This window comes from Collinsella aerofaciens (assembly GCF_015552075.1).
GTDB classification, from domain to species: domain Bacteria; phylum Actinomycetota; class Coriobacteriia; order Coriobacteriales; family Coriobacteriaceae; genus Collinsella; species Collinsella aerofaciens_Y.
In genome coordinates this window covers 16,165-33,011 of sequence record NZ_JADNDZ010000018.1, presented here as the reverse complement: position 1 = coordinate 33,011, position 16,847 = coordinate 16,165, and the positions used below count along the sequence as shown (strand labels likewise).

The window sequence follows — 16,847 nt, the reverse complement described above, 5'->3', positions numbered from 1 at the left end:
AAAGGACCCCTTTGCAGAGGTCCTAGTCAATTCAAGGTGGCGGGGAAGGGAATCGAACCCCTGACACGAGGATTTTCAGTCCTCTGCTCTACCAACTGAGCTACCCAGCCATTTGAGGTGTGCCTTGTTTCAAGGCTTGATTAGTATAACCAAGGACGCGTTCCGGTCAACCGAGAATTTTAAAAAAGTTTTTGAGCACAGCCTCGGTTCTATAAATCGGCACGTCAGAGGCATCAGCCGGCAGCAAGAAGTTTTTCGCTCAGAGCCGCACGGGCAAACTCACTTGGCGTCATCCCCTCGGCAGCCGCCCGTCGACGAATGGCCTCCTTCATTCCCAGAGGAATCTTGACCGACAGCGTTGCCGTCCCCTCACCTGAGAGCGGGGGCCGTCCATGCACGATCCCACCAACGGTGTGTTCGCCATCCGGAAACTCTCCGCGCTCGTACGACTCGCACCACGCGTCAATCATTTCATCCGTTACAACCTGACCATTAGCGGCCGTATACGTCTTGCCCATCATCGACCCCCTTTGCCGAACCTGTTCAATCTCCTGCCAAACTTACCCAATTTCGTATGACGGAAGTCAGCTGTCGCCAATTCTTAAGCCGGCACGCGTTGGAGAGCAGGGGTCGAAACAATGATTGAAGGACGCTCTAGTACGGCCCAGGCGCCGGGGCAGGAGCACATACGCCAGGGACGTACGTTTTCGTAGCATACGAGGACATAGCCGCGTGCGTCGATAAAGGCGATGTCGATGGGATAGGCCATAAAACACGTATGGACCGAAGAGCAGCGTGGAAACGCCATGACGAGCGGCAGGCCGTTGGCGGCAACCGGACGCCGTCCCAGCATGCCGCGCAGGCGCACGGCAAACGACTCCGCCACCACAAACTCGGCCGGCGTCCAACCCAGCCTGTTGAGTGCCCGCGCGTAAGCGATGTAGGACGAGACCGCGGTCACATGACCACCCCCGGACGCCACGGATCGACCGTCACCGCGCGCTCGTGCGACAACGTTGTCGGCGCCCCCAGCGGAACGCCAGCGATGCTGAGAGAAGTCGGCCACGGCTCATAGTGCATGGTGCAGGTGTAGGTCCTAAACGTACCGGATAGGGAGAGCAGGCCACCATCCGATGCCTCCGCGCCTTGCTCGCTCGACACTTCGATCTGCAAGTCATAGCCTTCCATGGCATTCAGAATTTGAGTCTGAACCGTCGCCGAGGCATCGGCAGAGCTCTCGTCACCCTCCCCGCCCGGCGCCACAGCGTGCGCCAGCACGATGTCGGGCACCACGCGGTCGAAGCGCGCGACAGCGCTGGCAAAGATCATGACGTTGTACACGATGAGTGCCAGCACCAGCAAAACGGGCGTAACCACTGCCATCTCAACCGTCGCTTGGGCGCGCTCCTCGCGCAGACGCATGCGGATACTCATTACGACCCACCGCCCAGAGCGCCAACCAGCGTGGCGACATCGACGGTGAGCGGGATGGAGCCACCGCCGGGCAGAGGAATCTCCGCAAGTGTGAACACCGTACCGCTAATGGTGCGTTCGACTTGATATTCCAACGCCTCGCAAAGCGCCTTGGGATCGGTCACGCCCAACGGAATACTTCGCAGTTTGTCTTGCGTTTGAGAGAGACCCGCAATGTCAGACCCCGGACTCTTAATGACGTTGGCGGAATCGGTCAGCACCGGCTTTCGCAGGCGCAAGTCGCACGGTTCCAAACCTAGCGCCGCCACGGACGCCGAAACGGTATCGCCGAGCCACGATGCAATGGAGCCCAACGCACCGCCGCCCCCTCCTAGGTCTTTAATCATCTCGTCCATAAGTTCGTCGGCCGAACCTTGGATGTCTCCGTATCCCACGAGTAGCCGTCCCCAAACATCCATGACGCCGTCGAGCACGCCGGCAACGCCGCCCGAGCGTTCCTTCAATGTCGAGAAAAATCGCGAAAGCACGTTGTTTTGCGCCGTCGCCTCATCGGGGGCCAGCACCGCGGCAGAGATAGCACCGCGATCGCCAAGCCTGACTGCCGCGTTAAACGAGGAGTTAAGTTGATCGGGGCTGGTAATGTCACCCGAAACTGCAAAGGCGACCACGCCGTTACGGCCAGGTGGGGCGATACGCGGGCGCTCGCCGGAAAGCGCTTTAATGGCCTGGTCAAACGCATTGCCCGCACGGTCGGCCTCATCCTCGGTCTGACGCTCAAGTTCGAGTTCTTTGTTGCGGCATTCGACGTAGTCTTCCAGAGCCTCTTTGAATCGATCAAAGTGGTACTCAAAGCCGTTTTCGATAGAAGTCGAAGGAGCCGCAACGGCACCGAGCGACGAAACACCAAAATGGCATCTATTGCATTTGTCCTGCCCGTCATAAGCAGCAACCGAGGCCAGCCCGCATGGCGCCCCCTTCTTATAGTTGGGGCAACTCGTTCCGTAATGCAGATACGTCTTGCCATCGATGGCACTGGTTGGCCACACCGTATCGGTATAGAGTTCCGTCGCTCGCACCTCGTCAGTGTTGCGCGGCAACAGCGGGGTATAGGAAGCGACTTCATCTCCGTCCTCGGTTACATATGCACGATTGACCTCTGTACTCGCATAGGTGTAAAACGCCTTGCGCGCCGCCGACTCCGCCTTCGTCTCGACGCTTGAACCATGCGGTTTTTCGTCTGCCAGGCGTTGACGGTAGTAGGTCTTCGCGCGGTCGAGCGCCACCTGTGGCTCCCACGAAATGCTCGAGGCATAATGCGGGTTCTGCTCACCCGAGAGCTTTGCCAAACTCCTCGCACGTTCCCACATGCATGAACAGCTACCGACCGAAGCCGGAACCGATCCACCACAATCCGCCAGCCAAGCGCGCTCTTTAGCCTTCGCCGTGTCCTCAGAAGCCTTCCGCAGCTCCTCGGCCGCACGCTCTAAATCATCTGATGTGTCTTTAATGGTATCGGTCGAGATCTCTGACCCTTTGAGCGCAGCGAAGTCCGATTCGGATGTCCTGGGCACGGCAAGCGCCGTACCGGTATAGGCCACACTATCGGTATCCTGCGCCGACACCGCCTGCGTGGCACGCGCGGCGATCAGATATGGCAGAGCCGTCTCGATTTTCTGTAAGCCTTCCGATGCGTTTTTGGCAAACTTGTTGCGCGTTTTAATGATCTCAATCCCGGTGTCGACCATATTGCCGGCAACTGGTTCGGCACCTGGGATGAGGATGGCGACCAGGCCCGTCCCGATTGTGGCAAACCCCGCCAGCCCCAGACTCAAGATGCTCGCATCAACCACCGTGGCAGCCGTGTGATAGGACGACACTACGTTGGCACCCGCCAGCGCGCCGCTATCGGCCGCCACCTGGGTATCCCCGGCACGCGACATGCTCCATATCGCCGCGGTCGACGAAAACAACAACGTGAGCACCACTAGGATGACCACGGCAGAAGAAAGCGTGGTGTAGGCACCGTCTTCGATAAACAGATCGACACCGGCGCGGCCCATAAAGCCGCCTCGTTTGCGATGGCAGCTCGGACGGCGCGTCAAAACGCATCTAGACCAGAAACGCTTAATCCCATGCAGCAATCCACGAATCATAATCTCCCTCCAGCCATTCGGGACGCGATTGATACGAGACATCGACCTTGAGCTCAACGTAGCCGCCCTCGGCGGTACCACCCATAGCCTGCGCAAACGCACCGATCACAGGCAACGGCTTGACCTCGCCGGAAACGGACACGGACGAGACGCCACCCGCACCGGCCCGGCCAAGCTCGATATCCCACGACAACGGCCCGCCGGCATGAAAGATCGAAACGTTGGGCACTGCGGCAAGCCGGCGGCGGGTGAACTCCTTAAGATCGTCGTCCTCCGCCGTCGTCGTGGTCATGAGCCGCGCGGTCTCGGCGGCGGCAGACTCCATGACCGCGCGCGTATAAAGCAGGCACACCGGTTGCAGGGCGAGAAGGATGAGCGTCAGAAACGTCGGCAGCAAAAAAGCAGCCTCGACCGTAGACTGCGCCCGGTCCTCGTGCGCGATATCAATACAACGCGATGTCCTTAGCGCCCGCGGCGGCGTCGATAACCGACATCGAGGCAACGCCATGGGATGCCGCCCGCTCAACCAGCGCCGCCAAGCGCCCATCGGTGCCAGCACGCCAAAGTCCCGCAATCGCCAGCACGATCGATAGCAGCGCCACCGTGACGATGGCGTATTCCACAGTCGCTTGGGCAACCTCTTCACGCAGAACGCCATGCATTTCACGATCCCTCCTTTGAGCTTATTGTTTGCGGGACCAGGCGCACCGCGCGCAGACGACATGAAGCATCGCCAGCATCCGCGGCAACCGTCACCATATCGACCCAGCCGCGCCCATCGCGCACGATGGCGCCCCATACGTTGCCCTTAATATCGAGATAGCCGCTCAGGGCGAGCTGGGCCGTTGGCACCTCGCGGTAGGCGCGTAACATATCCGCCGCTGCCTCGGTCATCGGTCGGTCCTCGGACCATGCAAGCCGGACCGCAATCGCGTTGTCCTCAGGCGAATCCGTCGTAGTGCCAGACCGCTTGTCGAGCGTCCGCAGAAAGGTTTGCGCCGTGACAGCGACATCCGAATCGTCCGCATCTCGCATCTCATCTTTTTGAGACGCCACCGCCGAATCTGAGCCCGAATCGAAGGCGGCCCCAGGACGCTGCTGCCGCGCGGCGTTAAGCCCCCAAAGCACCGCCGCCATCGCCACGATCAGGCAAGCAAACACCAGCAGCACCCCGATGGAGCGCTCGCCCTCTACAGGCTGTTGATGCCCTCGCTGATCGCATCCCATAGCTCTTTAACCTTGCCCTTAAATGCGACGATGGCGATAATCGCGATCACCACGAGCACGCCGACCAAGATGGCATACTCGGTGGTACCCTGTGCACTCTCCTCCTGCAGTAGCTCCTTGGCGCGCTGACGAACATATGCCGCCCGGCAAAACGCCCAGCCCTGGACCTTGCCAGCAGCGTCAGTCATCGTGTTCATGTATTCCTCCCTACATCATCCCGCCTGCTCCCAGCAGCGGGCCCAATATGGACAGAAGCAACGCCGGCAAGATGAGCGTGCCGGTGGGAATCAGCAGCTTGACGGGCGCACGCTCGATCTCGCGCTCGACCGCGGCGCGATGAGCCGCACGGATCTCGCGACTTTGAGCGGCCAGCGTCTCGGCAAGTGGGGCACCCAGGGCGAGTGCCTGCCCCACCGTAATGGCAAAGGTCTCGAGCGCTCGCACGTCCAGGTCGCGCGCGGCGGCCAACAACTCGTCCTCACGCGTGCCCACGCCCACCTGCCACGCCATGCAGGCCCGCTCAAGGCGAAGAGCCAGCACTGACCGGCGGTTGGCGCAGAAAATCTCAAGCGCTGCATCAAACGAAAGACCGGCCGAAAGACCCAAGCGCACAACATCGATCATCTCGGACACTTCGCCGAGCGAAACTCGCGCCGGGCCGCCCGCTCCAACCGCGCCCTTCACTCGCGCGGTCAGGGCATCGACCACCGAGCGACCCGCGGCAGCGACCAGCACCGCCTCGCGCTTGCAGGCCCCTGCGATCTTGCGCGCATCCGCCCGATCCAAACCCGTCGCGACAAATACACTCAGGGCGCACAGGCAAGCCGCAACTGCAACTGGGGCGCTCATAGCTCCACCCTCATAATGCGCCGGATAACCACCAGGGCAACGGCGTTGAGGGCAAGACCCAGCACCACAGCGCCCGCGCCGGCAGGCGTCGCAAGACCGCGACGAAAATCTGCCGAAAGCAGCGCCAACACCGCGCACATGCCCGCCGGCATCGCCGCGACCATATGCGCAGACATGCGAGCCTGCGACGTCTTAACATCCAGGCGGCGCTTGAGCTCAATGCGCTCCCCCACCATGCTCGACGCCTCGGACAGTAAGTCGGCAAGCGGAGCGCCAGTGCGCTGTGACACCTTAAGCGCCAAGGTCACAAGCGAAAGACCGGGGGCGTCGATGCGCACGAGCAAGTCATCGAGCGCGTCGGTCGCCGAGATGCCGCAATCGATCGCCGCCGCCACCCGCAAAAACTCGGTATGTACCGGCTCTTGCGCATGAGCGCCCACAAAGCGCATGCCCTGGGCCAGCGAATGTCCCGAGGCAAGCGACATGGAAAGTGCGGTAAACGCCTCGGGCATGGCCTCTTCTGCATCGTGTTGCTCGCGCCGGCTCTCAAAGCCATCCCGAGCGGCGCCAACGGCAATCGGAGCAACAAGTCCCAAGGCAAATCCGAGGGGCGATAACGACACCATCGTTAGTAAAACGCAGCAGACACCGCTCGATAGCAGCAGAAACGCCAAACGCCCCGAAGCATCCTCGATCACGAGGCCAAGGCGATGCGCCGGAGCCAGCGATGCCCACGAACGGGCGATCTTTTTCAGCAGATCGTTTTCCACCAGCTCACGCGGCAGCTTCTCTGCCACCGTCTCGAGCGCCTGACGCGCCAGCTCCGCCGGCGGCACCTGTGGCACACGAGGTTCCGCCCCACACGCCGTCGCAACAGAAAACCCTGCCAAACCCCCTACGACGAGGGGCACAGCGACCTCCATTCGTCCACCTCCTCTTGTGTGAGCGTCCCCGACCGCAGGCCTTCTGCGATAAACGGCGGCTCGCGGTCAAGCGTCCAGGTTCGCTCGGCGGCATCGAACGTCACATAGCGCTCGAGTTCTACGCCGCCCGACGCGGCGCGACGCACCCCCGAATACGAGGAGACGAAACGCCTGCCATCGGCGTGGCGCTCGGACATCACGATGCCGTCGAGCGCCATGGCAATCTGCTCCTCGATGAGCTCGCTCGGCAGATCGATGCCATAACGTGCAAGCAACGTCAGACGCACCACGGTCTCCTGTTCTGAACCCGCATGAAGTGTCGTGAGCGACCCGTCGTGGCCCGTGTTCATGGCCTGCAACATGTCGCAGCACTCGGCACCGCGCACCTCGCCCACCACGATGCGGTCGGGGCGCATGCGCAGAGCATTGGTCACCAGGTCGCGGATCGTCACCGCGCCCTCGCCCTCAATTGAAGCCTCGCGCGCCTCTAGACGCACCACGTGCGGATGATGCGCAAACTTGAGCTCGGCAGAGTCCTCGATCGTCACGATGCGCTCGCCGGTGGAAATCTCACATGACAACGCGTTGAGCAGGGTGGTCTTACCAGATCCCGTGCCTCCCGCAACCGCCAGGTCCTGTCGCAGCGACACCGCGCACGACAACAGCTGCGCATACCAAAGCGGCAGCGACCCCAGCCCCACAAGCTCGTCCAGCGAGCAGATGCGGTCCGAGAACTTTCGGATGGTGAGAATCGGTCCGTCAATCGCCACAGGCGGAATCACCGCGTTGACGCGATAGCCCGTTTTGAGGCGGGCGTTGACGATGGGGCTGCGCTCGTCGATACGGCGGCCAAGTGGCGAGATGATGCGGTCGATAAGCACACGGATCTGCTCATCATCCTCAAACGCATGCTCGATGGGGTGCAAGACGCCGCCGCGTTCAAAGAAAGCCGAGCGGCAGCCGTTAATCATGATCTCGGTAACGGTGTCGTCCTCGATGAGCGGCTGCAACGGCCCCAAGCCCACCACGTCATCCAAAATCTCGTCGATGATGGTCTCGCGCTCGGGCGTCGCGAGATCGGTCGGCTCCTCAACATTGAGCGCCGCCTCCACCGCAGGACGCAATTCCGAGCGGGCAAGTGCCGGGTCGACATAGGCGCTGATACGCGCCACTTCGTCGTAACCCATGCGGTCCATCACGGCGCGCTTGGTGCGTCGTTTCACCGCGCGGCGACGCCCCGCATCTACAGGCGCTGCCGCCGCTGCAACGCCGGCAGCCTTAATCCTCGTTTGCAGGCTCATCGCTGATCACCCTCGCGCGACCAGGGAAGGCGAATACGCGGGCGTTCGGTTCGCATTGCACGGTCGGCGACCATATCGCTCCAAGGACCGACGGCGCACCCCAGTTCCACGAGCATCTCGCGCGTGGCCTCGCGCACGCTGGTCGCAAAAGCGCTGGTCTGCCCCACTGCCTCGTCAGCGCGCCCAAACGCCATGAGCGCGGCGAGATCCTGCCCGCCATCGGCGATACGAATCTTGGAGCTCAACGCACAGGCAATCTCAAAGCGCATGGCGACGTCCTCGTCTGCCCCGCGCGCACCGAACCGGTTGAACACGGCGCTCATGCGCGTGCGCGGCACACCTACTCGACTTGCCAGTTCAATGACGCGCGACGCCGATGTCGCGGACGACACCGCAGCATCGCCAACGATCAGGCAACGGTCGCTCGCCGCCACCGCAGCCGCCATGGCGTCGCCCCAAAAGACCGAGGTATCGATAAAGACCACGTCGGATTCGCGACGCAGGACATCGAGCAGTAGCTCCACCGGACGTGCCATGAGCTCGGCTTGCTCGGGCGCCGCGACGGGACCCCAGAGCGTAACGCCCGGGGCGACGCGCATCGATGCGGCCACGATATCCGGCTCGGTGAGCGTGCCCGCCGCCGACGGCTCGATAAGTGCCGCCATATCGCGCGGAGCATCGACGCCTAACAAGTCGTAAAGGTTTCCAAACATCAGGTCCAGGTCGAGCACGGCGGCACGCAAGCCCAACAGCGACGATGCGTGTGCCATGGTGGCAACGATCGTCGACTTGCCGCAACCGCCCGAGCCCGAAATGACGCAGACGACCGGAGCTCGATGCGGCGAAGCGGCAGCGTCTGCCGGCGGCATCGGAGGCGGCGGGGCGGGCGTCGGTGACAGCGTCCCCGTCTCCCCCGCCGCAACTACACGCTGCGTCCAAGCCGGCATGTCAGCTTGTTCGGTCTGCGAGGCAGGCTCGTTCTGCGCAATCTGCTCATGCTGCATCAGCGACAACTCGCCGCACCCGGCAAAGCCCTCAACTTCGTCGAGTTCATCCGCCAGATTCACGCCGTGCACGTATCCCATATCTACAGCCGGGGAATCGCCAGCATGCTGCGCCGGCCCTCCAGCGTCATCGTATACAAGGGGGTTCCGGGGGCGCCGACCATGCTCGGCTTCCGCTTTTCCATAATCATCAACACGCGGGCCTCTTGTAGCGCGAGGCGCCCCGGGTTCCCTATCAACAAAAGCATCGGGCTCAATCGTCATGCGCCGATCGGAATCAACCGCTCCCTCGCCCGCGCGCCCGTTGCCGCATATACTGTGCGCAGCGATGACCTCGGTCGCCCCTGCGCGAAACAGCCCCTCGATATCCGACGGATCGAGTGCTTCTATCAACACGACCACGCGACTCACGCGGCCTTCGGCCGTCAGGCGCGCAACAGTCTTGCGCACATCTTCGGTATCAAACAGAGACGCCGCGATGATGGCAGCCCCGCGGCGCGACGGAAACGCCCGAGCCATGGAAACCAGCCCGTCCAGGTCACCTACGCGAAGCACCTGTGCACCCGCATCACGGCCCTCGACTTCCCGCTGCAACAGCCCGTAATCGCCGCACGCGCAGCACGCAAGCCAGATCGCCTTCATCACTTGTCGCCTCCGCTCTTTTTGCCGCGCGCCGTGGCGGGAATCGTCAAGCTGACCGTTCCCTTGCCCGAGACTCCCAGCAGTTCCTTGACGTCTTCGGGGTCAGCCGCCAGCGTCACCCATTCGATCTTGCCCTCGCGCGTGGCACCGGAATCCTCACTGGTATCGATCACGTACGCGCCGCACAGTCGATCGGTTACGCCGTCTTTTTGCACATACACATCCACGTAGCTGCCCACGCCCGTGGCGCCGCCGACCGAGTGCTCGGCATCGACCGCCACCGAAACGGCGACTTTGCCCTTAGGCACCTCGAGCTTGTGGCTCTCGGCCTTGGTGTAGACATTGCAGATCACGGCGTTTTTGGGAATACGCGAAGTCGTCACGTCGCCGCGCACCTGGCGCAGCTCGGTCGCCGCGTCACGCGGCAGCAGACTCGTCAGCCATTCTTGGGTTATGACATTGGTCTCATCGAGGGTCTCGCCCACATCGATATCACGCGCCGCGACGCATACCTCGACGCGATCGCCACCGTACTTGGCCAAGGTCTCAGCCTGGACCTGTTCGGCTTGCGAGCGGATCGACGAGCCGTAAACCATGCAGAGCAGAGCAGCGAGCACGCCCGCGACCAGACTGATGGCGATGCGCTTGCTCTTGTTCACGGCCGCTCCTCTCATGGCAGTGCCGGGCGGATGCCCGTACCACCATTGTCTGGGCGGTCAGAGCGCAAAGCGGCGCAATCGCGATCTTGGTTTTCGATGTCAAACCAATCGCTGACCAAAAGCTGACCAGCCCGTCAAGCTCGTGGCAAGGTTTTGGCCAGCACGTCAGCAAACTGCATGTTTCGAGGCTTTTCCGCAGCAAAAAAGCCGTCTCCCGAACAGTTGGAAGACGGCTGTCATAGGAAAAATCAATTACAGATGGACATCGGGATCGAGCATTTGAGCACTCACGCGCATGGATGACGCCAGGTTTTGGAACGTTTCCAAACGCAGGCTGTCGATCTGCCCGGCGTCCTCGGCCTCGCGAACAGCGCAACCCGGCTCATGGGTATGCGTGCAATCGCCAAACCGGCACGCGCGCGATGCCTCGACAATCTCGGGGAAGGCGCGCGCCAGACCCCGCTCGTGACCCACGAGCGGTAGACTGCGCAGGCCCGGGGCATCGGCGATCACGCCGGCGTCGCCCGGCAGCGCCACCATCACGCGCGCGACGGTAGTGTGACGGCCCTGGTCGTCGCGTTCGCGCACACCGCCGGTCGCCAACGTATCGTGGCCCAGCAGCGCATTGAGCAGCGTCGACTTGCCGGCGCCCGACTCGCCCAGAATCATGGCGCAGCTCCCGGTAGGCACGCAGGCACGGACCTCGTCCAGGCCGCGGCCCTCGGCAGAGGACGTCACGATCACGCGCACGTCCGGACCCACCAGGCGGCGCACGCGGTCCAGATCGCGCTCGAGCTCCTCGGCATCGCAGCGATCAGCTTTGGTGAGTACCACCACCGGCTCGGCATCGCAGTCGAGCGCCAACACCAGCGAGCGCGCCACGCGGTCGAGCAGCACCTCACCGGCACCGAGCGCCTGCACGATTAGCACGCTATCCACGTTGGAGCAGAGCACCTGACGCTCTCCGCGGGCACGGCCGCGCCAACGCTCAAAGCTCGTACGGCGCGGCAGAACGCACTCAATCACGCCCATATCGTGCCCGGGAGCGCGGCGCACCGCCACACGGTCGCCCACGGCAGGCAGCAGGACCTCGTCCTCGCCGCGCGACTTAGCAAACCCCACGGCATGCTCGGCGCGGAAGGTATCGTTGGCAGTCGCCACCAGCGGAAACCCGCGATCCAAGCGCACCACGGCGCCAAGCTGCATCTGCTCGGGTTCCTCGGCATGTGCGCAAAAATCGTCAAAGGCAGTCTGCTGGGCTTCATCGACCGGCAGGTCATCAAACGCCGGAACGTCCTGCAGCGCGTCGAGTCCCGGCACGCTTGCCAGCAGCTCCTCGGCAGACGCGGGGGCCTCGGTCGCAAGCTTCCGACGACGATCGCGCTTAGCCCGCGCCCCCGTCGTCTTTTTCTTCGCTTTAGCCTTAGCCTTGCCCACAAGCGCCTCCCAGCACCATAAATCACAACTGAGCAGGTATTTTAAATCAAAAAGAGCTGGCCGGGCAAAGCTCGACCAGCTCACAAACTTTCCCTCAGCCCTTTTCATCCGCACGGAAGAAAAGCCAGCAAGGATACCGCAGGGCCCGCCCCGGAAGCCCTTTCTCCCGAACGATCCCGCAGCGCGAAGCGCGAGGACCAGTGAGGGAGAAAGGGCGTGGGGCGGGCCCGGACAGGTACGTTACTCCTTCTCGACCGCGCGCATGATCGCCTTGTAGATCTCCATCAGCGGGATGATCAGGAAGGCCAGGCCCAGCGCGGCAAGAACGCCCTTGAGCTCAAGCGTCACAGGGCCAAAGAACATCTCGGCAAGCGTCGGCTGCACGGTCACGATCACCGTCAGCACCAGTGCCAGCGCGGCGGAAGCCCACAGCCACTTGTTCTGCTTCTTCATGGTGAACAGCGACGCACGACGGCTGCGCATATTGAAGCAGTGGAAAATCTCGACCATGTTGAGCGTGATGAACGCCATCATCACGCCTTCCTCGTCGGCATTGCCGGCGATCATATCGGCGATGTGGATGTAGCCCATGTCAAAGTACACGCCCACAAAGAAGCTCGCCAGCACCAGCACGGTGATGATTAGACCCTGGACCACGCAGTCCAGGCCCATGTGACCGGCAAAGACACCGTCCTTGGCGTTGCGCGGCTTGCGCTTCATGATGTCACCCTCGGCATCCTCCATACCCAGCGCGAGCGCGGGGAAGCAGTCGGTGACCAGGTTCACCCACAGCAGCTGCACCGGCTGGAAGATGGTAAAGCCAATGAGCGTGGCGATAAACACCGAGAACACCTCAGCAAGGTTGGCCGAAAGCAGGAACTGGATGACCTTGCGGATGTTGTCGTAGATGCGACGGCCCTCTTCGCAGGCACCGATGATGGTGGCGAAGTTGTCGTCGGCAAGCACCATGTCGGCAACGTTCTTGGTGACGTCGGTGCCGGTGATGCCCATACCGACGCCGATGTCGGCGCGCTTGATGGACGGGGCGTCGTTGACGCCGTCGCCGGTCATGGCGACGATCTGGTCGCGCGACTTCCAGGCCTCGACGATGCGTGTCTTGTGCTCGGGCTGGACGCGGGCGTACACGCCGTAGTCCTCGATGTGCGCGTCGAGTTCCTCGTCGCTCATGCGATCGAGATCGGCACCGGTGATGGCATGGCTGCGATCGGTGACGATGCCCAGCTGCTTGGCGATGGCCACGGCGGTGTCGATGTGGTCGCCCGTGATCATGACGGTGCGGATACCGGCGTCATGCGCCTCGCGGATGGCGTCGGCGACCTCGGGGCGAACCGGGTCAATCATGCCAGACAGGCCGCAGAAGACCAGGTCATGCTCGAGCGCGGCGGGACTGCAGTCGGCCGGGACCTCGGTGTAGGTGCGGCTTGCCAGCGCCAGCACGCGCAGGGCCTCGTCGGCCATGGCCTTGTTGGCGGCCACGAGCTCGGCACGACGCTCCTCGGTCAGCGGAACGACCTTATCGCCCTCGTAGATGTGGGTGCACAGGCCGATCACCACGTCGGGCGCGCCCTTGGTGTACTGCTCATACTCGCCGTCCAGGGTCTCGACGACCACGGACATCATCTTGCGGCCCGAGTCGAACGGGGCCTCGCCCACGCGCGGGTGCTCGGCAGTCAGGCCAGTGAGGCCCGCCTTGCCGGCGTCGTTGACGAGCGCGCACTCAGTCGGCTCGCCCACGGCCTCGCCCAGCTCCTCGTCCCACTGGGCATCGGAGCACAGAGCCATGCCGGCCAGGAACTTCTCCTTAGGTGCGGCGAGCTCGTGCTTGACGACGGTCATCTTGTTCTGGGTAAGGGTACCGGTCTTGTCTGAGCAGATGGTCTGCGTGCAGCCAAGGGTCTCGACGGCAGAGAGCTTGCGGATGATTGCCTGGCGCTTGGCCATCTTGGTCACGCCAAGCGACAGCACGATGGTCACGACGGCGACCAGGCCCTCGGGGATGGCAGCGACGGCGAGCGAGACGGCAACCATAAAGGTATCGAGCAGGGCGGTCGGGTCGGTAAGAACGTTGCCCACGCCGTGGCGGATGATATCAACGCCAAAGATGACGACGCAGATGACGATAACCATGATGGTGAGGATGCGGCTGAGCTCGGCAAGCTTCACCTGCAGCGGCGTGAGCTCTTCCTTGGCCTCGGCCAGGGCGCCGGCGATCTTACCCATCTCGGTGTTCATGCCGGTACCGACTACGACGGCGCGGCCACGGCCGTACACCACGGTGGAGCCCATGTAGCACATGTTCTTGCGGTCGCCGAGCGGCACGTCGTCGGTGCCGGCGGCGAGCTCGATCACGTTGGCATGCTTCTCGACAGGCACGGACTCGCCGGTGAGTGCAGCCTCTTCGATCTTCATCGTGGCGCTCTCGAGCACGCGGCAGTCGGCCGGGACGGAGTCGCCCGCCTCGAGCATGATCACATCGCCGGGCACGAGCTCGGCGCTCGGCAGGTGCACGAGCTTGCCGTCGCGCAGCACCTTGGACTGCGCCGCGCTCATCTCTTGCAGGGCTTCGAGGGCCTCCTCGCTTTTAGCCTCCTGGACCACGCCCAGCACCGAGTTGACGATAACGACGAACATGATGATGGCGACATCGGCAAAGTCCGCCTCGCCCTTGACCATGCCCGTGAGTGCACTGATGACGGCGGCAACGATCAGCATGATGACCATGGGGTCGGCCATCTGCTCAAAGAAGCGCTTCCACAACGGCGTCTTCTCGGCTTCCTCGAGCTTGTTAGGGCCTGTCTTGGCGAGGCGCGACGACGCCTCGTCGTTGCTCAGGCCGAGGTTCTCATCGACACCTTGGTCGCTGAGTACCTCCGCCGCAGCGGACAGGTATTCCTTTTGCATATAGAGTCCCCTCCTGGGATTCGGGCCACTCAGCAGATTGATGCCCGATCATAATTCCCAGGAGAAGGGCAAGGGCTCATCAAGGCTGCCGTGCTGAGCGGCAGTTGATAGTGGGGCTATGGTACCCCAAAGCGGCGCGTCTAGCCAAAACATTCCAATTGGAAACACGGCTCGAGTGCAACGATGCAGACCGTGTGATGCTCAACATTGATAAAACGTTTTTTCTTCGGCGCATCGTCAAACTGAAATATCGCCCAGATAGCAGCGGTCAGAACGGTTGGTAAAGATTTTTCATATACCGTTTTTACCGCAAAAAAAGAACTTCTAATTCGGCATACGGTCGATTTTTGAGGGTATTCGGTCGTCATTTCGTTATAATCATCTCAGTTTTATTTCTTATGGTTTATCTATCAGCGCAAGACGATGTCAGATGGAGGTCTGAATGTACAAGCGCACCAAGATTGTATGCACCATGGGTCCCGCCTGCGATAGCGACGAGACCATCCGCGAGATGATCAAGGCGGGCATGAACGTCGCCCGTTTTAACTTCTCGCACGGATCCTACGACGAGCACCACGGTCGCATCGAGCGCGTCCGTCGTATTTCCAAGGAGCTCGGTATGCCCGTCGGCATCCTGCTCGACACCAAGGGCCCCGAGGTCCGCACCGGCCTTCTGGTCGATGGCAAGAAGGTTGCCGTCAAGACCGGCGATAAGATCGTCGTCACCGCTCAGCCCACGTCCGAGGATTTCCACGGCACCTCTGAGCACATCTCCCTCGACTACCTGGCTCTGCCCTCCGAGGTCGAGAAGGGCTCCCTTATCCTGATCGATGACGGCCTGGTTGCCCTCGAGGTCGAGTCCGTCGACGGCCAGGACATGACCTGCGTCGTCAAGAACGACGGCCTGATCGGCGAGCGCAAGGGCGTCAACATGCCCAACGTCAACATCTCGCTGCCCGCCATCACCGAGCGCGATCGTCAGGACATCCTCTTTGGCCTGACCGAGAACATCGACTACATCGCCGCTTCCTTCATCCGTGACGGCGAGTCCGTCCGCGGCATCCGCGAGCTTTGCCGCGAGAACGGCGGCGAGCACGTGACGATCTTCCCGAAGATCGAGTGCGCCCTGGGCGTCGAGAACTTCGACGAGATCCTCGAGGCTTCCGACGGCATCATGGTCGCCCGTGGCGACCTGGGCATCGAGATCAAGCCCGAGCTCGTTCCGCACATCCAGAAGGAGATCATCGCCAAGTGCAACGCGGCCTACAAGCCCGTTATCACCGCTACGCAGATGCTCGACTCCATGCAGCAGAACCCGCGCCCGACGCGCGCCGAGGTTGCCGACGTTGCTAACGCCATCTACGACGGCACCGACGCCGTTATGCTCTCTGGCGAGTCCGCTGCCGGTAAGTACCCGGTCGAGGCCGTTAAGATGCAGGCCAGCATTGCTCTCGAGACCGAGAAGTATCTCCCGGCCCACGCTCCGCTCGAGGTTCCGGCCGACGCTCACGGCACCCGCGTCGTCAACAACGTTGTGGGTATGTCCGCTGTGAACATGGCCACCACCGTTGGCGCCAAGTGCATCACCGTGCCGACGACCACCGGTCGTACCGCCCGCCTGATCTCGCACTTCCGTCCCAACATGCCGATCTGCGCGTTCTCCCGCCACGAGTGGGCCGTCCAGCAGATGATCATGTACTGGGGCGTTATCCCGCACCAAGCCGAGATTACTCAGGGCACCGTCAACGGCACGATCGTCAAGGCGATCGAGACCGCTAAGGAGCTCGGCTACGTCGAGGCCGGCGATCTGACCGTCGCTACCGCCGGCGATCCCCGCATGAGCGTCCAGCTCGAGGATAAGGTCTCCTCGACCAACGTCGCTTACGTCGCTCAGGTGCGCTAAATCGTACTTGCAAGCAAATTTGCATTGCAAAGGGCCCGGAAGGCATTGCCTTTCGGGCCCTTTTTCTGTGCACCGATGCCTACCGCACGACATGGCACGCACCCATTTCATTACCAAAAGCGCGAAATCCGCCCTCCGAGGCCCAAAAAATAAAGCCCCAAGCGCTAAAAGTGTTCGCCCGGTGGCAAACCCACACCTCACACAGGGCTGATAAATCGTTTTAGCAAGAACCAAATCGACCTGGTTTTCGGAAGTATGCGGCAAATTCTGGAACCTCCGAGCACACCCTGTTTTTTCGCAACATAATGCCTGATAAACTAGCCTCAAAAGCCAGGTCCGCTCATAGGGTTCAGATTTTGCCGCATACTTCCGGATTGACGCTGGCATCACTCG

16 protein-coding genes and 1 tRNA gene are annotated in these 16,847 nt (G+C 62.1%); 1 reads left to right on the top strand and 16 read right to left on the bottom strand.

Translation table 11 applies throughout. The features are described 5' to 3' along the window. Positions 1–37 precede the first annotated feature (37 nt). From I2D41_RS01340 to I2D41_RS01265, 16 genes are all read right to left on the bottom strand, one after another. Positions 38–110: transfer RNA gene (locus I2D41_RS01340), tRNA-Phe, on the bottom strand. A gap of 123 nt (positions 111–233) precedes the next feature. Then, a complete protein-coding gene (locus tag I2D41_RS01335; protein ID WP_035137167.1) occupies positions 234–518 on the bottom strand; it encodes an ATP-binding protein in 285 nt (94 codons plus the stop codon). A gap of 83 nt (positions 519–601) precedes the next feature. Next, positions 602–961 (bottom strand): DUF192 domain-containing protein, encoded by a 360-nt coding sequence (locus I2D41_RS01330; RefSeq protein WP_271741622.1) that lies wholly within the window; start codon positions 959–961, stop codon positions 602–604. Next, positions 958–1,434: a TadE/TadG family type IV pilus assembly protein gene (locus I2D41_RS01325; protein WP_195363289.1), complete on the bottom strand. Its 477-nt coding sequence runs from the start codon at positions 1,432–1,434 to the stop codon at positions 958–960. Before I2D41_RS01325 ends, I2D41_RS01330 begins: the two co-directional genes overlap by 4 nt. Next, positions 1,434–3,587 carry a hypothetical protein gene (locus I2D41_RS01320; protein ID WP_229042036.1) on the bottom strand — a complete coding sequence of 718 codons (2,154 nt, stop codon included), beginning with the start codon at positions 3,585–3,587 and terminating at the stop codon, positions 1,434–1,436. The genes I2D41_RS01325 and I2D41_RS01320 overlap by 1 nt, the downstream gene beginning before the upstream one ends. Continuing rightward, on the bottom strand, positions 3,559–4,095 hold the full coding sequence (locus I2D41_RS01315) for a TadE/TadG family type IV pilus assembly protein (protein WP_195363288.1): 537 nt from the start codon (positions 4,093–4,095) through the stop codon (positions 3,559–3,561). The genes I2D41_RS01320 and I2D41_RS01315 overlap by 29 nt, the downstream gene beginning before the upstream one ends. Then, complete coding sequence (locus I2D41_RS01310) at positions 4,031–4,249, bottom strand: hypothetical protein (RefSeq protein ID WP_006235089.1); 219 nt, start codon at positions 4,247–4,249, stop codon at positions 4,031–4,033. The genes I2D41_RS01315 and I2D41_RS01310 overlap by 65 nt, the downstream gene beginning before the upstream one ends. Before the next feature lies 1 nt (position 4,250). After that, positions 4,251–4,814 (bottom strand): hypothetical protein, encoded by a 564-nt coding sequence (locus I2D41_RS01305; RefSeq protein ID WP_195363287.1) that lies wholly within the window; start codon positions 4,812–4,814, stop codon positions 4,251–4,253. Beyond that, positions 4,778–5,011, bottom strand: coding sequence for a hypothetical protein (locus tag I2D41_RS01300; protein WP_148331257.1), 234 nt, complete (start codon positions 5,009–5,011; stop codon positions 4,778–4,780). The genes I2D41_RS01305 and I2D41_RS01300 overlap by 37 nt, the downstream gene beginning before the upstream one ends. A 10-nt stretch (positions 5,012–5,021) precedes the next feature. Continuing rightward, a complete protein-coding gene (locus tag I2D41_RS01295) occupies positions 5,022–5,663 on the bottom strand; it encodes a type II secretion system F family protein (protein ID WP_055250542.1) in 642 nt (213 codons plus the stop codon). Further along, positions 5,660–6,508: a type II secretion system F family protein gene (locus tag I2D41_RS01290; protein WP_271741621.1), complete on the bottom strand. Its 849-nt coding sequence runs from the start codon at positions 6,506–6,508 to the stop codon at positions 5,660–5,662. Before I2D41_RS01290 ends, I2D41_RS01295 begins: the two co-directional genes overlap by 4 nt. 50 nt (positions 6,509–6,558) lie before the next feature. Next, entirely contained in the window at positions 6,559–7,887 is a 1,329-nt protein-coding gene (locus I2D41_RS01285; RefSeq protein ID WP_195363285.1) for a CpaF family protein, read from the bottom strand. Then, positions 7,884–9,533: an AAA family ATPase gene (locus tag I2D41_RS01280; protein ID WP_195363284.1), complete on the bottom strand. Its 1,650-nt coding sequence runs from the start codon at positions 9,531–9,533 to the stop codon at positions 7,884–7,886. The genes I2D41_RS01285 and I2D41_RS01280 overlap by 4 nt, the downstream gene beginning before the upstream one ends. Then, positions 9,533–10,192 carry a Flp pilus assembly protein CpaB gene (cpaB, locus tag I2D41_RS01275; RefSeq protein WP_271741620.1) on the bottom strand — a complete coding sequence of 220 codons (660 nt, stop codon included), beginning with the start codon at positions 10,190–10,192 and terminating at the stop codon, positions 9,533–9,535. The genes I2D41_RS01280 and cpaB overlap by 1 nt, the downstream gene beginning before the upstream one ends. A 252-nt stretch (positions 10,193–10,444) precedes the next feature. Further along, positions 10,445–11,398 (bottom strand): ribosome small subunit-dependent GTPase A, encoded by a 954-nt coding sequence (gene rsgA, locus I2D41_RS01270; RefSeq protein WP_195363290.1) that lies wholly within the window; start codon positions 11,396–11,398, stop codon positions 10,445–10,447. 471 nt (positions 11,399–11,869) lie between these two features. Then, positions 11,870–14,551 (bottom strand): cation-translocating P-type ATPase, encoded by a 2,682-nt coding sequence (locus I2D41_RS01265; protein ID WP_195363282.1) that lies wholly within the window; start codon positions 14,549–14,551, stop codon positions 11,870–11,872. Between the two features lie 442 nt (positions 14,552–14,993). Here I2D41_RS01265 and pyk point away from each other — a divergent pair, with 442 nt between their 5' ends. Continuing rightward, on the top strand, positions 14,994–16,454 hold the full coding sequence (gene pyk / locus I2D41_RS01260; protein WP_195363281.1) for a pyruvate kinase: 1,461 nt from the start codon (positions 14,994–14,996) through the stop codon (positions 16,452–16,454). Positions 16,455–16,847 lie beyond the last annotated feature (393 nt).